Raw genomic sequence first — 16,572 nt, forward strand, 5'->3', positions numbered from 1 at the left:
TGCCATGTCCGAACACGCACTCGAACTCCTTTCCATCAGTTGCACCTTTCTCTCGAAGGACGACCCTGGCCAGCGCTACACGGCGGTGGCCGACACCACGCTGCGGGTGAGGGCGGGCGAATTCGTCTCGGTGGTCGGACCCACGGGCTGCGGCAAGTCGACGCTGCTGAACGTGGGCGCGGGGCTGCTGCAGCCTTCCTCGGGCACGGTGAAGGTCTTCGGCCAGACGCTCTCGGGCATCAACTCGCGCGCGGGCTACATGTTCCAGACCGAGGCGCTCATGCCATGGCGCAGCGCCATCGACAACGTGATGGTCGGCCTTCAATACCGCGGTGTGCCCGAGGCGCAGGCGCGCGAGCAGGCCGAGGCGTGGCTCTCGCGCGTGGGCCTCTCTGGCTTCGGCGACCGCTATCCGCACCAGCTCTCCGGCGGCATGCGCAAGCGCGTGGCGCTGGCGCAGACGCTGGTGCTCGACCCCGACATCATCCTCATGGACGAGCCCTTCAGCGCGCTCGACATCCAGACCCGCCAGCTGATGGAGAACGAGGTGCTCGAGCTCTGGAGCGCGAAGAAAAAGGCGGTGCTGTTCATCACGCACGACCTCGACGAGGCCATCGCGATGAGCGACCGCGTGGTGGTGCTGTCGGCCGGGCCGGCCACGCATCCGATCGGCGAGTTCGCCATCGACCTTCCGCGCCCGCGCGACGTGGCCGAGGTGCGCACGCAGCCGCGCTTCGTCGAGCTGCACACCCAGATCTGGGAGGTGCTGCGCGACGAGGTGCTCAAGGGCTATGCGCAGCAACTGAGAAAGGCCGCGTGATGGCACGGCTCGGCTTGAACGAACGCAACGCGCGCTTCTGGCAACTGGCGCTGCTGGCGGTGATCCTGGTGGCGTGGCATGTCGCCTCGCGCAACCAGCAGATCGCCTTCTTCCTGGGCGAGCCTATCCAGGTGGCGGGGCGCATCTGGAGCTGGTTCCTTCCCTTCGAGGTTCCGGCCAACGCGCTCTTTCCCGAGGGACTGAAGGGCAATGCCGACATCTACCAACACCTGGGCACCACGCTGCTCGAGACGGTGCTGGCCTTCGGCATCGGCACCGTGCTCGGGCTGGCCTGCGGGCTGTGGCTGGCGCTCGCACCCACGGCGAGCCTGATCCTCGATCCGTACATCAAGGCCGCCAACTCGATGCCGCGCGTGATCCTCGCGCCCATCTTCGCGCTGTGGTTCGGCCTGGGCATCTGGAGCAAGGTGGCGCTGGCGGTGACGCTGGTTTTCTTCATCGTGTTCTTCAACGTCTACCAGGGCGTGCGCGAGGTGAGCCCGGTGGTGCTGGCCAATGCGAAGATGCTGGGCGCCAACCAGCGGCAGCTGCTGCGCACGGTGTACCTTCCGAGCGCGACCAGCTGGGTGTTCTCCAGCCTGCACACCTCGGTGGGGCTGGCCTTCGTGGGCGCGGTGGTGGGCGAGTATTTGGGTTCGGCGCGCGGCGTGGGCTACCTGATCCTGCAGGCCGAGGGCACCTTCGACGTCAACACCGTGTTCGCCGGCATCGTGGTGCTCACGGCCTTCGCGCTGGCGCTGGATGGCATCGTCGGGGTGATCGAAAGACGCCTGATGAAATGGCAGCCCAAGAGCGGCGAGACCGAGAAGCTCTAGGAAAGAGCAAGTTCGTCCCCGTGCGATGATCGCGCGCGGCGCCGCAGGGCGCCGCAACGATCTCATGGGGGTCAACGAACAATGAGCCACGACAACAACCACAAGCGGGCCACGACCCTGCGCTCGCGCAGCGAGGCGGCACGGGTCTCCAACGAAGAACTCTTCTTCGACCTGGTCTACGCGTTCTCCGTCACGCAGCTTTCCCACTACCTGCTGGACCACCTTACGCTACTGGGTGCGCTGCAGACGCTGGTCATGTGGTTCGCCGTGTGGCTGGGCTGGCAGTACACCGCCTGGACCACCAACTGGTTCAACCCCGGCACGCTGCGCATCCGCGGCGTGCTGTTCGCGATCATGCTGCTGGCGATGGTGATGGCCTCGGCGCTGCCCGGCGCCTTCGCCGAGCGCGGGCTGGTGTTCGCGCTGTGCTTCGTGGGCATCCAGGCGGGGCGCACCTTCTGCATGCTGATCGCCATCGGCCCGAACGACCCGCTCACGCCGAACTTCCGCCGCCTGCTGGCGTGGAACTGCGTCGCCGGCGTGTTCTGGATCGCCGGTGGCCTCGCCGAAGGGCAGGCGCGCCTCGCGCTGTGGTTCGGCGGCGTGCTGTGCGAATACATCGCGCCCATGATCGGCCTGCGCTTTCCGGGCCTGGGCCGCTCGCTGACCAGCGACTGGACCATCGACGGCGGGCACCTGGCCGAGCGCTGCCAGCTCTTCGTGATCGTCGCGCTGGGCGAGTCGGTGCTGGCCACCGGCATCGCCTTCGGGCATCACGTCGAATGGCATGGCATCGACCTGTTCGCGCTGCTGGTGGGCTTCGCGGGCAGCCTGGCGATGTGGTGGATGTATTTCGACACCAGCGCCAGGGAAGCCACGCACGTCATCGAGCATGCGAAGGACCCGGGCGCGATCGGCGCGAAGTTCCACTACACGCACGTGATCCTGGTGGCGGGCATCATCGTCTGCGCCGTGGCGGACGAACTCACGATCGGCGAGGGCTCGCACCATGCCGAACTCAAGTACCTGGGCGCGCTCATCGGCGGTCCGGCGATCTACCTGTTCGGCAATGCGCTCTTCAAGCGCGTGGTGCGCGGCTTCCTGCCGCAGTCGCATCTCTTCGGGCTGGGACTGCTGGCTTTGCTCGCGGTCTTCGCCTCGCACATGACGGTGCTGGTGGTGGGGACGCTCACCACCGTCATCATGATCGGCGTCGCCGCGATGGAGGCCGTGGTGCGCAGAAGGGCACAGCAGGCCTCGAAGGCTCACTGAGCCCTCGGTTCGCGGCTTCAGCGCTTCTTCTTGGACGGCGTGCCGCCGCGCTTCTCGCGCACCACCTGCTGCTTGCTGCTGGCAGGCACCTTGACGACGCTGCCGGCGCCGCGCGGAGCGGCAGCCTTCGAAGGCGCGCCGCCACGGCGATTGGAAACGGGTGCCGCGGCATGTGAAGTGGCGCGGATGCCGGTGCCTGCGCGGGCAGCCACCGTCGCGCGCACGGGCAGGTACACCACCACGCTGTAGCCGCGCTTGAACGAATGGTTCGGCGCCACGTCGTTCCATTCGGCCACGTTGGCAGGCTTGAGGTTGTAGCGGCGCGCGATGCTCGCGACGCTGTCGGCGCGGCCGGCCTTCACGGTCGTGCGGCGCGTGACGATCTCGGGCTGGAAGCTCAGGTGGCCGCCATCGGCCACCACGGCGGCCACGTCTTCCTTCACGCGGGCGCCGCGCGGCACGATCAGCGTCGAGCCGGCCTTGATGAGCATGCGCGGCGGGATGTTGTTGATGGAGCGCAGGTCGTTCTCGCTCATGCCCGAGCGCTGTGCGGCGTCGGCCACCGTCATGGTGTTGGGCACGACCCAGGCGGTCCAGCTGGCGTACTGGCCCTGGGAGTAGGCGTCGAAGTTGCGCTGGAACACGGCCGCGTTGTCCCACGGCAGCAGGATCTGCGGCGTGCCGGCGGCGATCAGCACCGGCTTGTGCGCGGCCGGGTTGAGCGCGCGGAAGTCCTCGAGGCGCACGTCGGCCAGCTTGGCTGCGAGTTCCACGTCGAGGTCGCGCGTGAGCGTGACGGTCTGGAAGTAGGGGTGGTTGGCGATCAGCGGCAGCTCGGTGTTGAAGGCCTGCGGATTCGCCACGATGTTCTTCACCGCCTGCAGCTTGGGCACGTACATGCGCGTCTCCGCGGGCATGGTGAGGTCGCTGTAGGTCGTGGGCAGGCCCAGGCGCTGGTTCTTGGCGATGGCGCGGCTCACGCTGCCTTCACCCCAGTTGTAGGCGGCGAGGGCGAGCTGCCAGTCGCCGAACATGCCGTAGAGCTTCTGCAGGTAGTCGAGCGCGGCGCGGGTGGAGGCCACCACGTCGCGGCGGTCGTCGCGGAAGATGTTCTGCTTCAGGTCGAAGTCGTTGCCGGTGGCCGGCATGAACTGCCACATGCCCGCGGCGCGCGCGCTGGAGATGGCCTGCGGGTTGAACGCGCTCTCGATGTAGGGAAGCAGCGCCAGTTCGGTCGGCATGTTGCGCCGCTCGAGTTCCTCGACGATGTGGAAGATGTACTTGTTCGAGCGCTCCGTCATGCGCTGGATGTAGTCGGGCCTGCTGGCATACCACTGCTCGCGGTCGCGCACCAGGTCGTTGTCGAGGTCCGGCATCTTGAAGCCGCGGCGGATGCGATCCCACATGTCGACCGGCGGCGCGAGCGTGACGACGCTCTGCGAACGGGCCTGGCCGCTGGTGAGCGGGGAGAGTGCGTCGCGCGGATAGACCGGGGCCGCGCTGCCGGCGACCTTGGAGCCGGTGCCGCCGGCCTGCGATGACGAGGAGGTGGAAGAAGAGGAGGAGGGCGAGGAGCTGTTGTTCGTGCCCGCGCAGCCCGCGAGCACCAGTGAACCTGCAATGCAGGTGGCAGCGATCAGTTTCATCGGAAGTCGTTTTTCCATTGGCGCAATGCGGCGAACACGTCGGCCTCGGCTGCATCGGCAGCAAGCTCGGCGTGGGCACGCACCGCTCGAAGGACAGTGGCTTCGCGGCTGCGAAGAAAGGGGTTGACCTGGCGTTCGATCGCCAGTTGGGACGGCAGCGTGGGCTGCCCCTGCGCGCGCAGGCTTTCGCAGCGCGCGTTGTAGTGAGTCAGCTCGGCGTTGGCCGGTTCCACCGCCTGCGCGAAACGCAGGTTAGAAAGTGTGTACTCGTGCGCACAGCACACGCGCGTGTCGCCGGGCAATGCGGCCAGCGTGTCGAGCGAGGCCAGCATCTGCGCGGGCGTGCCTTCGAACAGGCGCCCGCAGCCGCCGGAGAAGAGCGTGTCGCCGCAGAAGAGCAGCGGTGCGTCGCGGGGCGCGGTTTGCGCGGCGGGCAGGTAGTACGCGATGTGCCCCGCCGTATGGCCCGGCACGTCGATGACCTCGAAGCGCAGGCCGAGCGCTTCGGCAACGTCGCCTTGGGCCAGCGGCGTGAAGGGCTCGGGAATGCGCTCGCGGGCAGGGCCCCACACCTGCGCGCCGGTGGCCGCATGCAGCGCGGCCACGCCGCCCGTGTGATCGGGGTGATGGTGCGTGACTAGAATCGCGGCCAGTTGCAGCTTGTGGCGCGCCAGCGCGTCGAACACCGGTTGGGCATCGCCCGGATCCACCACGATGGCGTGGAACCCGTCATGCAGCATCCAGATGTAGTTGTCAGCGAAGGCAGGCAGCGGAACAAGGGTCATGAGCGGTCAAATTATAGGTTTGCAGGATTGGTTCGCGACCCCCCCGGGGCGGTACCTGCTGGCTTGGGAGCAGGCCCAGTTCGATCAGGCGGTGGCCGATGTATTCGGCTATCACGCGCTGCAGCTGGGGGCCGCGGAGGTCGACGCCCTGCGCGCCAATCGCATGCCGCACCGCTGGCTGGCGCTGGACGACCCGGCCCGCGGCGGCAAGGCGACGCTGCTGACCGACTTCGCGGCGCTGCCGTTCGCGGCCAACAGCCTCGACTTGGTGGTGCTGCCGCACGCGCTCGAACTGAGTCCCGACCCCCACGCCACCCTGCGCGAAGTCGAGCGGGTGCTGGTGCCCGAGGGCCGCGTGGTGATCTGCGGGCTCAACCCGGCGAGCCTCTGGGGCATGCGGCAGCGCCGCGCGCACATCTATCGGCGGCTCGGCATCGGCGATCTCTACCTGCCCGAGGGCGGGGAGTTCATCGGCTACTGGCGCATGCGCGACTGGCTGCGCCTGCTGAGCTTCGAGGTGGAGTCGGGGCGCTTCGGCATCTACCGGCCGGCGGTGCGAAGCGAGGCGTGGCTGGAGCGATCGCGCTGGATGGACGCTGCCGGCGAGCGCTGGTGGCCCATCTTCGGCGCGGCCTACTTCCTGGTCGCGGTGAAGCGGGTGCGCGGCATGCGCCTGCTGAGCGCCGACTGGCGCCGTGCGGGAGCACGAGCCACGGCGCCCGTACCGATTGCCGGCAAGGTGCACCGCAGCGGCGAGCCCAACAAGAATTCACGTTGAAATCGATATCTACAGAGATGAAGAAGAAGGAAAAGCTGGTTTGAACGAAGTCGTGATCTACACCGATGGCGCCTGCAAGGGCAATCCCGGCCCCGGCGGCTGGGGCGCGTGGCTCAAGTCGGGTGCCAGCGAGAAGGAACTGTTCGGCGGTGAACTCAACACCACCAACAACCGCATGGAACTCACCGCGGTCATCGAGGGCCTCGCCGCCCTCAAGCGGCCCTGCAAAGTGCTGCTTTACCTCGACAGCCAGTACGTGCGCAAGGGCATCACCGAGTGGATCCGCGGCTGGAAGGCCAAGGGCTGGATCACCGCGAGCAAGGAGCCGGTGAAGAACGCCGAGCTCTGGAAGCGGCTCGACAAGCTGGTGAACGAAGGCGGCCACCAGATCGAATGGCGCTGGGTCAAGGGCCACTCGGGCGACCCGGGCAACGAGCGCGCGGACATGCTGGCCAACAAGGGCGTGGACAAGGCCCTCGGCCGAATCTGATTCCGGGCTCGTTCTTCGACGGCTAGATCACGCCGTCGAACATCATTACGTCCACTTCCTCGCCGGGGCCCACGCTCCCCTGGTCATGGCGCAGCACCACGAGCCCGTTGGCCTCGAGCATCGAGCTCAGCACGCCCGAGCCCTGATTGGCCGCCACGCACACCTCCGGCAGCGCGCCGGGCACGGTCTTCACGAAACCGCGTTGATATTCGGTGCGGCCCGGCTTCTTTCGGATCGGGCCCTTGGTGCGCGCACGCAGCAGCGGCGGCGGCGCGGCTGCCGCTTCATGGCAGCCCATCATGCGCAGCAGCGCCGGCCGCACGAAGGCCAGGAAGGCGACCATCACGGCCACCGGGTTGCCCGGCAGGCCGAAGAGCACGGCAGGCTGCGGCGAGTTCTCGCGCGGAATCAGCCCGACCGCCAGCGGGCGTCCCGGCCGCATCGCCACGCGCCAGAAAGCCATGTCGCCCAGCTTCTGCATCACCTCGCGCGTGTGGTCGGCCGCGCCGGCGCTCACGCCGCCGCTGGTGATGATGGCGTCTGCCTCGCGCGCGGCGCGTTGTAGCTTGGCAGCCAGCTCGGCCGGGTCGTCGCGCACCAGGCCTAGATCGACGACCTCGCAGCCCAGCCGGGCGAGCAGGCCGAACACGGTGTAGCGGTTGCTGTCGTAGACCGCGCCTTCGCGCGGCGCCTCGCCCAGGCTCAGGATCTCGTCGCCGGTGGAGAAGCAGGCCACCCGCAGCCGCCGCAGCGCTGGCACGCCCGGCAGGCCCAGGCTCGCGACCATGCCGAGCGCGGCGGGCGAGAGGCGCTCGCCCTTGCGCAGCGCGGGTTGGCCCTTCATGAGGTCTTCGCCGGCGAAACGGCGGTTGTCGCCGCGGCGCAGCACCCTGGCCGGGAAGCACACGCGGTCGCCGTCGACCTTGCAGAACTCCTGTGGAATGACGGTGTCGAGGCCCGCCGGCATCATCGCGCCGGTCATGATGCGCACCGCGTCGCCCGGCCCGAGCGCGCCGCGCCATGCCGAGCCCGCCAGCGCCGTGCCTGCCACACGCAGCGTGACGGAGGCGTCGATGGGGGCGTTGTCGGGCAGCACGGCGCCGTCGAAGGCGTAGCCGTCCATGGCGGAGTTGTCGTGCGGCGGCACGCTGACGGGCGAGACGATGTCCTCGGCCAGCACGCGGCCCAGGGCATCGAACAGCGAGATGCTCTCGCTCTGGCTGACGACCGCGGTGGCAGTCAGCTGGGCGAGAAAGGCGTGGATCGCCTCGACGCTCAGGTCGGCGGCGGCGTCGTGGCCCGCGAGGGCTGAAGAGGCGATGTCGGCAATGCGGCTCATCGGTTTTCGAGGGCGTGCAGTTCGGCCAGGGTATTGGCGTTGGAGAAGGCGTCGGGCGCGTCGCCGGGACGGTCGAAGGGCACGTGCACCGCACGGTGCTGCGAGATCCATGCATGGACCTTGCGGCCGCCGGCGGCGGTGTAGCGAAGCAGGCTGTCGCGCAGTTTGGCGCGCAGCAGGCAGAAGACGGGTTGGGGGCGCAGTGCGAAGCCATCTTCGGTGGCCTCGGGCGCGGCGGCCACGGCGATGTCGGCCTGGCCGGCTATGGCGGCTTCGGCGAGCCGGGCGGCGAGGTCGGGCGGGAACAGCGGGGTGTCGCAGGGTACGGTCAGCAGCCAGGGCGTGGTGCAGTGCTCCAGCCCGGCCAGGAAGCCCGCCAGCGGGCCCTGGTAATCCGCGAGGCTGTCGGGCCATACCGGCACGCCGAGGGCCTCGTATTCGGCGAGGTTGCGATTGGCATTGAGCATGAGCGCGCCGACCTGCGGCGCCAGCCGCCGCATCGCATGCAGCGCCAGCGGCTCCCCGTTGAAGGGCTGCAGCCCCTTGTCGATGCCGCCCATGCGCGAGCCGCGTCCGCCGGCCAGCAGCAGCCCCGTGATGTCGGCAGGCGCGATGACGGCGTGCGCGGGCATGGCGACCGCCCGCCTCATCCGCCGATGTAGCTCATCTCGACGCGGCGCGGCGCCTTGTCGTGGGCGCCGCCGTCGCTTTCCGGACCGTGCAGGGCACGCAATTCGGAATAGCGGTCGGCGCGGCCCTGCCAGATGTGGCCGATGGCCGAGGCGATGTCCTCGTCGCTCGCGCTGCCGCGCAGCAGCGGCCGAAGGTCGTGACCGGCGCTGGCGAAGAGGCACAGGTACAGCTTGCCCTCGGTCGAGAGCCGCGCGCGGCTGCAGTCGTGGCAGAAGGCCTGGGTGACGCTGCTGATGACGCCGATCTCGCCCTTGCCGTCGGCATAGGCCCAGCGCTTGGCGGTCTCGCCGGGCGTATTGGCGCCGAGCGGCACGAGCGGGAATTCGGAATGGATGCGTGTGATGACGTCGGCCGATGGCAGCACCTCGTCCATGCGCCAGCCGTTGGTGGCGCCCACGTCCATGTATTCGATGAAGCGCAGCACCACCTTGCCTGCGTGGTGGGTGCGGAAGTAGCGCGCCATCGGCAGGATTTCCTGCTCGTTGGTGCCGCGCTTGACCACCATGTTGACCTTGACCGGCCCCAGGCCCGCGGCCAGCGCCGCGTCGATGCCGGCGAGCACGTCGGCCACCGGGAAATCGACGTCGTTCATCTGCCGGAACACGGCGTCGTCGAGGCTGTCCAGGCTCACCGTCACGCGCTGCAGGCCGGCGGCGCGCAGCTGGGCGGCCTTGCGTGCGAGCAGGGAGCCGTTAGTGGTGAGCGTCAGCGCCAGCGGCTCGCCGGATGGCGTGCGGATTTCGGCGAGCTGCTCGACAAGGCCTTCGATGTTCTTGCGCAGCAGCGGCTCGCCGCCGGTCAGCCGGATCTTGCGCGTGCCGTGCGCGGCAAAGAGGCGGGCCAGCCGGGTGATTTCCTCGAAGCTCAGCAGGGCGCTGTGCGGCAGGTACTTGTAGTCCTTGTCGAACACGTCCTTGGGCATGCAGTAGCTGCAGCGGAAGTTGCAGCGGTCGGTCACGCTGATGCGCAGGTCGGTCAGGGGCCGGCCCAGCCGGTCGAGCAGCATGCCGGTGGCAGGCACGGCGACTTCCGGCGCGGCCACCGCGGGGTGTGCGCGGCCGATGCTGGAGATCGGAATGACGGTGCTGTTGCTGCTGTTCTTCATGGGTTCACGAGGCGGGGCCTGATTTTGCGCCAGGCTCCAAGGGCCTGCGCAGCACAGGCTACTTGATCACCGCCGCATAAATCATGTCCCGGGTCAATGTTCTGTAATGTGTCCTGAATTTCGGCGACTGCAGCATCAGCACCACGAACATCTCGTTCTTCGGGTCGACCCACATGTAGGTGCCGCCCGCGCCGCCCCAGTTGTATTCGCCGCCCGCCGAGGGGTAGGGCGCCTCGCCGTCGTTGCGCCGCACCGCGAAGCCCAGGCCGAAGCCGTAGCCGGGGCCCGGCAGATAGAGCGGCCCGGGCACGATGCCGGCGCCCGCGTTGGAGTGGTCGGCGGTCATCAGCGCGATGGTGCGCGGGCCGAGGTAGCGCTTGCCGTCGAGCGAGCCGCCGTTGATCAGCATCTGCAGGAAGCGGGCGTAGTCGCTGGCGGTCGACACCAGCCCGCCGCCGCCAGATTCGTACTTGCGCACGATGCGCGGGTCGTTGAAGTCGGCGCCGACGCCGAAGCTGCGGTCGCTGGGCAGCGGCTCGGCAATGCGCGCCTGGCGCGCCGGCTCGGGCACGTAGTAGGTGGTGTCCTTCATGCCCAGCGGGTCGAAGAGCCGGGCCTTCTCGAACTGGTAGAGCGACTGGCCCGAGACCACCTCAATCACGCGCCCGAGCACGTCGGTCGACTGGCTGTAGTCCCAGGTCGTGCCGGGCTGATAGGCCAGCGGCAGCTTCGCCAGGCGCTGCGAGAACTCGGCCAGCGTGGGGTCGCCCGCGCCCAGATTGGCGGTGTTGTAGGCCTGCTTGACGAGGCCCGGGCCGAAGAAGCCGTAGGTCAGGCCCGAGGTGTGGCGCATCAGGTCCTGCACGGTGATCGGGCGGCGCGCGGGCACGGTTTCGAGCACCGGCTTGCCGTCGGCGCCCGGCTTTTCGACGCCCACGGTCATGGTGGCGAACTCGGGCAGGTAGGCCGAGACGGGGTCGTCGAGCTTCAGGCGGCCGTCTTCCACCAGCATCATCGCGGCCACCGTGGTGATGGGCTTGCTCATCGAGTAGATGCGGAAGATGCCGTCGCGCGGCATCGGCGTGCCGGCGGCGCTGTCGAGCTTGCCGACGGGCTCGAACCACGCCACCTTGCCCTGGCGCGCCACCAGTAGCACCGCGCCCGGGATCTTGCCGGCGGCCACGTCGGCCTTGAGGACGTTGCCGAGCATCTGCAGGCGCTCGCTCGAGAGGCCGACCTGCTCCGGCGTGGCGGTGGGCAATTGCTGCGCCGCCGCGAGCAGCGGAAGGGCCAGGCTCAGGCCGAACACGGCCGCGCGCAGGTTGCGCTTCAAGAATCTCATGGTGTCGTCTCCGTCTTTTCGTGGTGGATGAAAACCGAAACCGTCCGGCGGTCTTGCTTGCCGCCTTTGTCGAACTCCCGGGGATCTATCCGCGGCAGAGCTTGAGGTTGGTGCGCGTGGCGCGGACCACCGGCAGGAAGATCTCGGCGTCGGCCGGCGGATAGTTTTCCTTGATGCCGTCGTCGGTGCGGGCGGCGTCTTCGGCCAGCGGCTGCAGCGTCCTGAGGCAGGCGGCGCGGTCGTTCAGCTTGTACTGCGTGAGCGCGAGGTCGTTGCGCAGCCAGGCCTTGGTGATCCAGTCGAGCGTCCTGTCGCAGTCCGACAGCACGGGGGCGAGGGTGGTCTGGGCGGCGGCGTAGTCCTTGGCGTCGTACTGGCGCTTGAAAGCCTTGCGCGAGCCGGCCACGGCCTTGTCGGTGCACGAGGGAATCGGGCGGATGTAGGTGCCCTCGAAGGCGGCGCGCATGCCGCAGTAGCCGCGGCACTGGTCCGATCCGTTGGTCGTGACCTGCACCTTGTCGGCATTCACCGCGAAGCTCACCACGCATCCGGAGTCGTCGAGCTTGGACCTGCCGCGTGCAATGGTGCCGTCGAGCGCGCAGGTGTGGGCGTTGGCGCCGATGGTGGTGATGTCGAAGTGCCCGTTGGGCTGGACGCGCAGCGAGCCGCTGCCGCCTTCGTAGATGTAGTCGCCGGCCTGCGGCGTGGCGGTCTCCGCGGCGGCGAGGCCGGTGCAAAGAAGCAGTGCGAGGGAAAGGATGCGAGCGAGCTTCATCGTTTGAGATCTCCCGGAAACGTGCTGCAGGGCAGTGTATCGATCGTTGCAGGAAGCTTCCGAGGCCGCCTGTTATGGCCGGTTTTCACGATCTGTTCTTCATATGTCTTGACATGGACAATGAGAATTCCTATCATTTGGGCGCCTGAGTACGCAGCACGTCCACAACGCAAAGGGCTCTTCGATCAAGGAGCTTCCCGACCGTGCCGTGCACCCTTCCAGCCTTGCCCTACGCCTTCGATGCGCTCGAGCCCCACATCGACGCGCAGACCATGGAAATCCACCACGGCAAGCATCACCAGACCTACTACTACCTCAAGTACCAGAATCGCCGCCCCGAATACATCGCGGCCTTCTATAACGTCGTGAACTGGGCCGAAGTGGCCCGGCGCCGCGCTGCCGCGACTGGCGGCTGAGGAGCAATCCATGAACGAGCCCCAGCAGGTGACAGTGGCCGGCCGGCAGCCGAAACCGGTCCGCCCGATGCGGGAACGGATCGGCTTCGCCATCGTCGCGGCCGGCGTGCTGGTGGGTGGCCTGCAGTTCTGGCAGTTCGTGCGATCCGATCCGTTGGTATGGAACGCCTTGCTCGGCGGCTCGGTCGCCGCGCTGGCGACGGCGCTCGGCACGCTGCCGGTGCTGTTCTCGCAGAAGCTGCCGCAGCGGCTGCAGGACACGCTGTTCGGCTTCGGCGCCGGCGTGATGCTTGCGGCCAGCGCTTTCTCGCTGATCATCCCGGGCCTCGAGGCCGCGAAGAATGCGGGCACCTTCGGCGGCGGAAGCTGGGCCGCGGGCGGGGTGATCGGCTCCGCCATCCTGCTCGGCGGCCTCGCCCTGATGCTGCTGGACCGCGTGCTGCCGCACGAGCACTTCATCAAGGGCCGCGAGGGCAATGCCGCGAAGCAGCTGCGCCGCACCTGGCTCTTCGTGTTCGCGATCGCGCTGCACAACGTGCCGGAGGGGCTGGCCATTGGCGTGGGCTACGCGGCCAACAACGGGCTGCGCGCCGACGCGCTGGCCACCGGCATCGCGATCCAGGACGTGCCCGAGGGGCTGGTGGTCGCGGTGGCGCTATTGGCCGCCGGCTACAGCCGCGGTTTCGCCGTGCTGATCGGCATGCTCTCGGGACTGGTCGAGCCGCTGGGCGCCGTGCTGGGCGCGGCCGTGGTCGGCCATTCGGCGATGCTGCTGCCCTGGGGGCTGGGCTTCGCGGCGGGTGCCATGCTGTTCGTGATCAGCCACGAGATCATTCCCGAGTCGCACCGCAAGGGCCACGAAGCCTTTGCCACCAGCGGGCTGATGATCGGCTTCGTGCTGATGATGCTGCTCGATACCGCCCTGGGCTGACGCGCCTGCCCACGCGGCGCGCCAAGGCGCTCAACCGTGCTTGACGGCGACGGTTTTGAGCGTCGTAAAGCCGTACAGAGCCTCGAAGCCCTTCTCACGGCCATAGCCGGACGACTTCACGCCGCCGAAGGGCAACTCGACGCCGCCGCCGGCACCGTAGTTGTTGATGAACACCTGGCCGCTCTTCACGCGCTTGGCCATGCGGAACTGGCGCGAGCCGTCGGCCGTCCACACGCCGGCGACCAGGCCGAAGTGGGTGGCGTTGGCGAGCGCGACGGCCTCGTCTTCATCGGCGAACTGCATCGCGGCGAGCACGGGGCCGAAGACTTCTTCCTGGGCCAGGCGGTGGTCGACGGGCACGTCGCGCAGCAGGGTGGGGGCCTGGTAGAAGCCCGTCTCTGGCGCCTCCTCGACCACGATGCCCTGCGCCACCATCGGGATGCCGGCGTGCTGCGCGTCGCTCAGGAAGTCCCACACGCGCTGCTGCTGCGTCTGGCGGATCAGCGGGCCCACGTCGAGGTCCATGGCCGCGGGACCCACGCGCAGCGCCTCGAAGGCGTGGCCCAGGCGTTCCAGCAGCGGCTCGTAGATGTCGCGCTGGATCAGCACGCGCGAGCCCGCAGAGCAGGTCTGGCCGGCGTTCTGCACGATGGCGTTGATCACCACCGGAATGGCCGCGTCCAGGTCGGCGTCCGCGAAGATGATCTGCGGGCTCTTGCCACCCAGCTCCAGCGTGACCGGGCAGTGCCGCTCGGCCGCTACCTGCTGGATCAGCGTGCCGATCTTCGGGCTGCCGGTGAAGCTGATGTGGTCGATGCCGGCATGCCGTGCGAGCGCGTCGCCCACTTCATGGCCGTAGCCCGTCACGATGTTCAGCGCCCCGGCCGGAAAACCGACCTCGGCCGCCAGCTGCGCCACGCGGATCAGCGAGAGGCAGGCATCTTCCGCCGGCTTGACCACGCACACGTTGCCCGCCGCCAGGGCGCCGCCCACGCTGCGCCCGAAGATCTGCATCGGGTAGTTCCAGGGAATGATGTGGCCGGTCACGCCGTGCGGCTCGCGCCAGGTGAAGACGCTGTAGCCGTCCTGGTAGGGGATGGTCTCGCCGTGCAGCTTGTCGCAGGCGCCGGCATAGAACTCGAAGTAGCGCACCAGCGCCACCGCATCGGCGCGGGCCTGCTTGACGGGCTTGCCGCAGTCGCGCTGCTCGATCAGCGCGAGCTCGTCGACGTGCTCGGCGATCTTCTGCGAGAGCTTGAAGAGCAGGCGACCGCGGTCGGCGGCGCTGACCTTGTGCCACACGCCCTCGAAGCAGTCGCGCGCGGCGCGCACGGCGGAATCGATGTCGGCGGCGTTGCTGCGCTGGATTTCGTCGAAGGGCTGGCCGTCGGAGGGATCGATGACCGGCAGGGTGCGGCCGGAGGAGGACGGGACGTCCGCGTTGGCGATGTAGTTGAGCTGCATGGGGCTGGATTTTGCGCGATGCGTGCGGAGGCTGCGGTTGCAGGAGCACGCTTGCTCGACACGTACCCTCTTCGCCCGCCAAGTATTTTTATTAATTCTTAGGTTCTAAGAAAAAAGGCGCGAAGGAAAAAAAGCAAGAACTCGTGGAAAAAGTACTTGTTCCGCGACCCCGGCCACTGCAAACGAAGTGATACAACCGGATACGATATCTGCCGGCCAACGCTTTGGCCGATCAAATCTTCGATGACAACCAAATTGCCGGCCAGCCGCATCAAAAGCAGAGGGCGATGTCGCTAGGACCGGCGCACCGAAAGGAAACACAGTGGCGATAATCAATGGCACGACCGGAAACGACATCTTGGTCGGTACGGGAGAGGGGGACGTCATTCATGGCGGTGCCGGAAACGATCAGATTGATGGCGGTGCGGGTGACGACGTTCTTTTCAGCGACGAAGGCGACGACATCATCTGGGGAGGGCCTGGCCGGGACATGATCACCGGCAACAATACCGGCATCGTTATCGCGAATTACGGCCTCGATCCGACAGGCGTCACCGTGAATCTGCGTACGGGCCTTGCGACCGACGGCTGGGGCGACCAGGACATCCTGTCTCGAATCTATGCGGTTGCAGGTTCGAATTTCAATGACACCCTCACCGCGGCCGGAGCCACGAGTTCGGTGCTGCTGTCCGGATTGGGCGGCGACGACAAGATTACCGGTGGCTGGGGCAACGATCTGTTAATGGGCGGCGACGGAAATGACACGATCGACGGCGGCGATGGCATTTCGGGGTTCGGCAACTACATCCACGGCAGCGTCTACCGTCTCTATCAAGCAGCCTTCGCTCGCGAGCCCGATGTAGGCGGCCTCCAGGGGTGGGTGGGTTCGATCAGAAGCGGCGCCACTCTCAAGACGGTCGCAGCGGCTTTTGCGCAATCTTCCGAGTTTCAGACGACTTATGCGGGGCTGGACAATACGCAGTTCGTAACGCGCATGTACCAGAACGTTCTGGGGCGCGCACCGGATGCCGGCGGCCTTGCTTCTTGGCTCAGGTCGCTCAATGCAGGGGCATCGCGTTCGGAAGTCCTGCTCGGATTTTCGGAGTCCGGCGAGTTCAAGAACAATACGTCTCTTGATGTCGATGCGTTCATGACATCCCGTTTCAGCGGCAGTCATCAAGGTGAGGTCTATCGTCTCTATAAGGCGATCTTGAACCGTGAGCCGGACAGCGGTGGTTTTGTTGGCTGGGTGAATCTGCTGGATACGGAAACCACCAATATCCAGACGGTGGCGGACGGATTCATGAAGTCGTCGGAATTCCAGAAGATCTATGGGTCGCTGGACAACACCCAGTTCGCAACACTCCTCTATCGGAACGTGTTGGGGCGCGAGCCCGATCAGGGCGGTCTTGCCGGCTGGGTCGACGCCCTGAATCGCGGCGCGAATCGCGCGGACGTTGTAGTCGGATTCTCAAGGTCAGGCGAGTTCATCGCGAATACAGCCTCATCGCAAGCAAGCTACATGGCAAGCAGATTTGGCAGCTGGAGCGATGAACTGCAGGGCGGTACCGGAAACAATACCTTGATCGGAGGCCGTGGCGCCGATACCTTCACATTCGAATTCGGCAAGCCTGGGAATGATCAGGTTTATGGACTCGAGAATGTCGACATTCTCCGATTCACCGGCTACACCAGCTACGGCAGTGCGGCAGACGTATTGAGTCACATGACGCAGAACGGCCAGAACGTGGTTTTCTCGGATGGCAGCCAGAGCATCACGTTCCACCACACCACGCTGGCGCAGCTCTCGCAGACCACCATCCAGTTGACGGTTTGATGTCGTAGTGCCTGGTTCTTGCAGCACCTTTGCCGCAAGAACC

Annotated in this window: 15 protein-coding genes and 2 pseudogenes; 9 read left to right on the forward strand and 8 right to left on the reverse strand. The window is 67.3% G+C overall.

Features of this window, described 5'->3' with window-relative positions:
* Nucleotides 1-4: 4 nt before the first annotated feature.
* The 3 genes from FHT32_RS05690 (at nt 5) to FHT32_RS05700 (ending at nt 2,928) form a co-directional block, all read left to right on the forward strand.
* On the forward strand, nt 5-820 hold the full coding sequence (locus FHT32_RS05690) for an ABC transporter ATP-binding protein (RefSeq protein ID WP_176663682.1): 816 nt from the start codon (nt 5-7) through the stop codon (nt 818-820).
* Nucleotides 820-1,656, forward strand: a complete 837-nt coding sequence (locus tag FHT32_RS05695) for an ABC transporter permease (protein WP_176663683.1) — start codon at nt 820-822, stop codon at nt 1,654-1,656. Before FHT32_RS05690 ends, FHT32_RS05695 begins: the two co-directional genes overlap by 1 nt.
* 81 nt (nt 1,657-1,737) lie before the next feature.
* A complete protein-coding gene (locus tag FHT32_RS05700; protein ID WP_176663684.1) occupies nt 1,738-2,928 on the forward strand; it encodes a low temperature requirement protein A in 1,191 nt (396 codons plus the stop codon).
* A 17-nt stretch (nt 2,929-2,945) separates the two neighbouring features.
* Here FHT32_RS05700 and FHT32_RS05705 read toward each other — a convergent pair whose 3' ends face one another.
* The gene (locus tag FHT32_RS05705; protein ID WP_176663685.1) at nt 2,946-4,574 is read right to left on the reverse strand and encodes a transglycosylase SLT domain-containing protein; all 1,629 of its coding nucleotides are present in this window, start codon (nt 4,572-4,574) and stop codon (nt 2,946-2,948) included.
* Complete coding sequence (gloB, locus tag FHT32_RS05710; RefSeq protein ID WP_176663686.1) at nt 4,571-5,359, reverse strand: hydroxyacylglutathione hydrolase; 789 nt, start codon at nt 5,357-5,359, stop codon at nt 4,571-4,573. The genes FHT32_RS05705 and gloB overlap by 4 nt, the downstream gene beginning before the upstream one ends.
* Here gloB and FHT32_RS05715 point away from each other — a divergent pair.
* Both FHT32_RS05715 and rnhA read left to right on the forward strand, forming a co-directional pair.
* Entirely contained in the window at nt 5,358-6,137 is a 780-nt protein-coding gene (locus FHT32_RS05715) for a class I SAM-dependent methyltransferase (RefSeq protein WP_256098897.1), read from the forward strand. The genes gloB and FHT32_RS05715 overlap by 2 nt on opposite strands.
* Before the next feature lie 40 nt (nt 6,138-6,177).
* Nucleotides 6,178-6,627 carry a ribonuclease HI gene (rnhA, locus tag FHT32_RS05720; protein ID WP_176663687.1) on the forward strand — a complete coding sequence of 150 codons (450 nt, stop codon included), beginning with the start codon at nt 6,178-6,180 and terminating at the stop codon, nt 6,625-6,627.
* Between the two features lie 22 nt (nt 6,628-6,649).
* Here rnhA and glp read toward each other — a convergent pair whose 3' ends face one another.
* The 5 genes from glp to FHT32_RS05745 all read right to left on the reverse strand — a co-directional run bounded on the left by glp (nt 6,650) and on the right by FHT32_RS05745 (nt 11,881).
* On the reverse strand, nt 6,650-7,966 hold the full coding sequence (glp, locus tag FHT32_RS05725) for a gephyrin-like molybdotransferase Glp (RefSeq protein WP_176663688.1): 1,317 nt from the start codon (nt 7,964-7,966) through the stop codon (nt 6,650-6,652).
* Nucleotides 7,963-8,598 carry a molybdenum cofactor guanylyltransferase MobA gene (mobA, locus tag FHT32_RS05730; protein WP_176663689.1) on the reverse strand — a complete coding sequence of 212 codons (636 nt, stop codon included), beginning with the start codon at nt 8,596-8,598 and terminating at the stop codon, nt 7,963-7,965. The genes glp and mobA overlap by 4 nt, the downstream gene beginning before the upstream one ends.
* Before the next feature lie 14 nt (nt 8,599-8,612).
* On the reverse strand, nt 8,613-9,764 hold the full coding sequence (moaA, locus tag FHT32_RS05735) for a GTP 3',8-cyclase MoaA (RefSeq protein ID WP_176663690.1): 1,152 nt from the start codon (nt 9,762-9,764) through the stop codon (nt 8,613-8,615).
* A gap of 58 nt (nt 9,765-9,822) precedes the next feature.
* The gene (locus FHT32_RS05740; protein ID WP_176663691.1) at nt 9,823-11,106 is read right to left on the reverse strand and encodes a serine hydrolase; all 1,284 of its coding nucleotides are present in this window, start codon (nt 11,104-11,106) and stop codon (nt 9,823-9,825) included.
* A gap of 85 nt (nt 11,107-11,191) precedes the next feature.
* Nucleotides 11,192-11,881, reverse strand: coding sequence for a hypothetical protein (locus FHT32_RS05745; RefSeq protein WP_176663692.1), 690 nt, complete (start codon nt 11,879-11,881; stop codon nt 11,192-11,194).
* A gap of 203 nt (nt 11,882-12,084) precedes the next feature.
* On the opposite strand from FHT32_RS05745, the pseudogene FHT32_RS35380 reads away from it, so the two are divergent.
* The 3 genes and pseudogenes from FHT32_RS35380 to FHT32_RS05755 all read left to right on the forward strand — a co-directional run.
* Nucleotides 12,085-12,189: pseudogene (locus tag FHT32_RS35380) on the forward strand (superoxide dismutase [Mn]); the annotation flags it as partial.
* Nucleotides 12,190-12,297: pseudogene (locus FHT32_RS35385) on the forward strand (Fe-Mn family superoxide dismutase); the annotation flags it as partial.
* A gap of 67 nt (nt 12,298-12,364) precedes the next feature.
* On the forward strand, nt 12,365-13,228 hold the full coding sequence (locus FHT32_RS05755; protein ID WP_371132152.1) for a ZIP family metal transporter: 864 nt from the start codon (nt 12,365-12,367) through the stop codon (nt 13,226-13,228).
* Between the two features lie 30 nt (nt 13,229-13,258).
* Here FHT32_RS05755 and FHT32_RS05760 read toward each other — a convergent pair whose 3' ends face one another.
* A complete protein-coding gene (locus tag FHT32_RS05760) occupies nt 13,259-14,692 on the reverse strand; it encodes an aldehyde dehydrogenase family protein (RefSeq protein WP_176663695.1) in 1,434 nt (477 codons plus the stop codon).
* A gap of 322 nt (nt 14,693-15,014) precedes the next feature.
* Between FHT32_RS05760 and FHT32_RS05765 the strand changes: the two genes are divergently transcribed.
* A complete protein-coding gene (locus tag FHT32_RS05765; protein ID WP_176663696.1) occupies nt 15,015-16,529 on the forward strand; it encodes a DUF4214 domain-containing protein in 1,515 nt (504 codons plus the stop codon).
* Nucleotides 16,530-16,572: the final 43 nt, after the last annotated feature.

Source organism: Variovorax sp. SG517, assembly GCF_013376045.1.
Taxonomy (GTDB): domain Bacteria; phylum Pseudomonadota; class Gammaproteobacteria; order Burkholderiales; family Burkholderiaceae_C; genus Variovorax.

Excerpts from the sequence above, each read along its gene's own strand:
- FHT32_RS05690 (WP_176663682.1), top strand. The coding sequence starts at position 5 with ATGTCCGAACACGCACTCGAACTCCTTTCCATCAGTTGCACCTTTCTC.
- FHT32_RS05695 (WP_176663683.1), top strand. The coding sequence starts at position 820 with ATGGCACGGCTCGGCTTGAACGAACGCAACGCGCGCTTCTGGCAACTG.
- FHT32_RS05700 (WP_176663684.1), top strand. The coding sequence starts at position 1,738 with ATGAGCCACGACAACAACCACAAGCGGGCCACGACCCTGCGCTCGCGC.
- FHT32_RS05705 (WP_176663685.1), bottom strand. The coding sequence starts at position 4,574 with ATGAAACTGATCGCTGCCACCTGCATTGCAGGTTCACTGGTGCTCGCG.
- FHT32_RS05715 (WP_256098897.1), top strand. The coding sequence starts at position 5,358 with ATGAGCGGTCAAATTATAGGTTTGCAGGATTGGTTCGCGACCCCCCCG.
- gloB (WP_176663686.1), bottom strand. The coding sequence starts at position 5,359 with ATGACCCTTGTTCCGCTGCCTGCCTTCGCTGACAACTACATCTGGATG.
- glp (WP_176663688.1), bottom strand. The coding sequence starts at position 7,966 with ATGAGCCGCATTGCCGACATCGCCTCTTCAGCCCTCGCGGGCCACGAC.
- mobA (WP_176663689.1), bottom strand. The coding sequence starts at position 8,598 with ATGCCCGCGCACGCCGTCATCGCGCCTGCCGACATCACGGGGCTGCTG.
- moaA (WP_176663690.1), bottom strand. The coding sequence starts at position 9,764 with ATGAAGAACAGCAGCAACAGCACCGTCATTCCGATCTCCAGCATCGGC.
- FHT32_RS05740 (WP_176663691.1), bottom strand. The coding sequence starts at position 11,106 with ATGAGATTCTTGAAGCGCAACCTGCGCGCGGCCGTGTTCGGCCTGAGC.
- FHT32_RS05745 (WP_176663692.1), bottom strand. The coding sequence starts at position 11,881 with ATGAAGCTCGCTCGCATCCTTTCCCTCGCACTGCTTCTTTGCACCGGC.
- FHT32_RS05755 (WP_371132152.1), top strand. The coding sequence starts at position 12,365 with ATGCGGGAACGGATCGGCTTCGCCATCGTCGCGGCCGGCGTGCTGGTG.
- FHT32_RS05760 (WP_176663695.1), bottom strand. The coding sequence starts at position 14,692 with ATGCAGCTCAACTACATCGCCAACGCGGACGTCCCGTCCTCCTCCGGC.